Genomic DNA, 3488 nt, shown 5'->3' with positions numbered 1-3488 from the left:
AGCAGCGAAGCGCTCGAAGACATCCGACGGGTCGCCGTCAAACAGCTGCGGATGATCGCGGTCGGCATCGCGGGCTGGCGCAGCGAGCCCTGACGCGCGCGCCGCGCAGAATCTTAAGAAGAACCTAAGACTTCGAGTGAATTCCTGACTTTCCGTTGATTGCTCACTTCCGCAGCACTAGCGTTCGACTGGGGCATTAAACGTTGTAATCAGGGGGGCGAGATGTCTCTTGTCATCGCAGTTCCGGAAGAAATCACCATCGCGGCTACGGATTTGGCCGCCCTCGGCAGGACGATCAATTCGGCCTACGCGGCGGCAGGCGCACCCACGACCGGAGTTTTGGCGGCGGCCCACGATGAGGTGTCGACGGCGATCGCCTCGGTGTTTTCCGGGTTCGGATCCCAATTCCAGTCGTTGGGCACCCAGGCTGCGGCATTCCATGCGCAGTTCGCGCAGGCCCTCAACGGCGGTGCCGCCACCTACGGCGCCACCGAAGCCGCCAATACCAACCCGCTCTCGGCGATCAATGCGTTCTTCCTTCAGGAGACCGGACGCCCGCTGATCGCCAACGGCGCCGCCGGAATCACGGTCGACGGGCGCGGTACCGCGGGCGGGGATGGCGGGTGGCTTTGGGGCAATGGCGGCAACGGCGGCGAAAGCACCGTCGCTGGCGTCGCCGGTGGGGCCGGCGGAGCCGGCGGTCTCATCGGCAACGGCGGCAACGGCGGCGAAAGCACCACTCTCGGCACCGGTGGCGTCGGCGGCCTCGCCGGCCTATTCGGCAACGGCGGCAACGGCGGCACGAGCACTCTCGGCACCGGCGGGGCTGGCGGTGCTGGCTTGTTGTTCGGCATCGGCGGCACCGGCGGGAACGGCGTCACCGGTGGGATGGGCGGCACCGGCGCATCACTCATATCCGTGGGCGGCCAAGGCGGCGACGGCAGTAGTGGTGACGGCGGGGCCGGCGGCAACGCGTACGGCCTGTTCAGCCTCGGCGGCCACGGCGGGGCCGGGATCGTCGGCGGGGATGGCGGTGACGCGGCGGGCCTGTTCACCGCCGCGGGCGGGGCCGGTGCCGCGGGCGCTGCCGGCGGCAACGCGTACGGCCTGTTCAGCCTCGGCGGCCTCGGCGGGGCTGGCGAGTCCGGCGGCAACGCGTACGGCCTGTTCAGCCTCGGCGGCCACGGCGGGGCCAGCGGATCCGGCGGCAACGCGGGCGGTGTGTTCAGTTTCGGTGGCCACGGCGGTGCCGGCACTTCGGGCGCCGTCGACGGCGGAGACGGCGGGAACGCAGACGGCCTAGTTGCCATCGGTGGCAATGGCGGGGCCGGCGTCGACGGCGGGACAGGCGGGACCGGCGGCAGTGCCGAGGGCCTGTTCGCATTCCCGGGCGCGAACGGCGCCGACAGGACAATCTCGGCTGACAATGGCGCGAGCGGCGCCACCGGCAACATCCTTACAGATGCGCTCACGGGCTTGGTGTAAATGCCCAGCTACCACTACTCACTTATCTGCTGCCGTAAACGAATCAACTGTCAGTGGTCGCCGACTTGTTTTCGGTGTGATTTGTGAAGTTCTTGGTGCCTAGGGAATGTGCCGCCTTGATGTTGCATTGATTCGGGTCGCAGTCTGCGAACTGATAACGAGGTTCAATGCAATTCAAACGCGCGTCTTATAAGAATTTCCACCCGAATCGATTCGCGGCCCAGGCCCAGATAGCTTGACGGGCCGGAGTTCGCTATGCGCGGGCCGACCATCACATCGCCTCCCCGCAAAAAGTTCTCGATGTCGACTCGATTGCTTTTCTGCACTCTGCCCAGGGAGACCGCGTCAGAGCCGTCTCGGTCCACGGCACCGACGTCCTGCCGAAGCTGCACCAGGCGAATAGTTCCGTGCCGATGGCGAGCGCCTCCGATTAAGCTGGTGGCGCTTCATCGACGAGTCCGGTGCAAGGCGGCGCCGGGGAACGGGTGACCACGATGTGGGACTTCGAAACAGATCCCGAGTACCAGGCGAAGCTGAACTGGGTCGAGGAATTCATGGTCGACGAGCTGGAACCACTTGATCTGGCGCCCTTGGATCCGTACGACAAGAAGAACGACGAGACGATGGCGGTCCTGCGGCCATTGCAGCAGCAGGTGAAGGACCAGGGGCTGTGGGCGGCGCATCTGCGGCCAGAACTCGGCGGCCAGGGTTTCGGCCAGGTCAAGCTCGCGCTGCTCAACGAGATCCTCGGGCGTTCCCGCTGGGCGCCGTCGGTGTTCGGCTGCCAGGCGCCCGACTCCGGTAATGCCGAAATCCTGGCGCTGTTCGGCACCGAGGAGCAGAAGGCCCGCTACCTGCAACCACTGCTCGACGGCGAGATCACCTCTTGCTACTCGATGACCGAACCCGAGGGCGGTTCGGACCCCGGGCAATTCGTCACCGCCGCGACCCGCGACGGTGACGACTGGGTGATCAACGGGGAGAAGTGGTTCTCCACCAACGCCAAGCACGCGTCGTTCTTCATCGTCATGGCCGTCACCAATCCCGAGGCTCGCACCTACGACAAGATGTCGCTGTTCATCGTCCCGTCAGAGACACCGGGCATCGAGATCGTGCGCAACGTCGGGGTGGGTGGCGAATCGGCCGAGCGTGCCAGCCATGGCTACGTCCGCTACAACCACGTTCGGGTACCGGGCGATCATGTGCTCGGCGGTGAAGGACAGGCCTTCATGATCGCGCAAACCAGGCTGGGTGGGGGCCGCATCCATCACGCGATGCGCACGATAGCGTTGGCGCGCAATGCGTTCGACATGATGTGCGAGCGCGCCGTGTCCCGCAAGACCAGGCACGGTCGGCTCGCCGACTTTCAGATGACCCAGGAGAAGATCGCCGACAGTTGGATTCAGATCGAGCAGTTCCGGCTGCTGGTGCTGCGGACCGCCTGGCTGATCGACAAGCACCACGACTACCAGAAGGTGCGCCGCGACATCGCGGCGGTGAAGGTCGCCATGCCACAGGTGCTGCACGACGTCGCCCAGCGGGCCCTGCACCTGCACGGAGCACTCGGGGTCTCCGATGAGATGCCCTTCGTCAAGATGCTGGTCGCCGCCGAGTCGCTGGGCATCGCCGACGGGGCGACCGAGTTGCACAAGATGACCGTGGCCCGCCGAACACTACGCGAATACCAGCCGGTGACAACGCCTTTCCCGTCGACGCACATCCCCACCCGGCGCGCCGAGGCGCAGGCCCGACTGGCCGAACGTATGGAACTCTCGATCGCCGAATTCTGATCCGACGCCGGCGCATCGACCTCGCGACATATAAACCTCTACGACGACACGCCGCGAAGCGCCGCAATCGTTTATGTCTCGCGGGATTCAGGAGATGGGGAGTCAGGGGATGGGAGTCAGGAGATGAAGAGTCAGGGGATGGGAGTCAGGAGATGGGGGCTCAGGAGATGTAGCGGACGATGCTCTCGGCCACGCAGGCCGGCTTGGGCGAGC

The 3488-nt window shown here is 65.8% G+C and carries 2 protein-coding genes and 1 pseudogene; all 3 read left to right on the top strand.

The genetic code is table 11. The features are described 5' to 3' along the window. Positions 1–93, top strand: a pseudogene (locus AC2VOK_RS21415) (TetR family transcriptional regulator); the annotation flags it as partial. A 129-nt stretch (positions 94–222) separates the two neighbouring features. Next, positions 223–1485, top strand: a complete 1263-nt coding sequence (locus AC2VOK_RS21410) for a PE family protein (protein WP_428902241.1) — start codon at positions 223–225, stop codon at positions 1483–1485. 494 nt (positions 1486–1979) lie between these two features. Further along, a complete protein-coding gene (locus AC2VOK_RS21405; protein WP_428902240.1) occupies positions 1980–3275 on the top strand; it encodes an acyl-CoA dehydrogenase family protein in 1296 nt (431 codons plus the stop codon). Positions 3276–3488 lie beyond the last annotated feature (213 nt).

It is taken from the genome of Mycobacterium sp. TH-M116 (assembly GCF_057473685.1).
This window is presented reverse-complemented; position numbering and strand designations above follow the sequence as displayed.

Coding starts and splice junctions, on each gene's coding strand:
- AC2VOK_RS21405 (WP_428902240.1), top strand. CDS start 1,980: ATGTGGGACTTCGAAACAGATCCCGAGTACCAGGCGAAGCTGAACTGG.
- AC2VOK_RS21410 (WP_428902241.1), top strand. CDS start 223: ATGTCTCTTGTCATCGCAGTTCCGGAAGAAATCACCATCGCGGCTACG.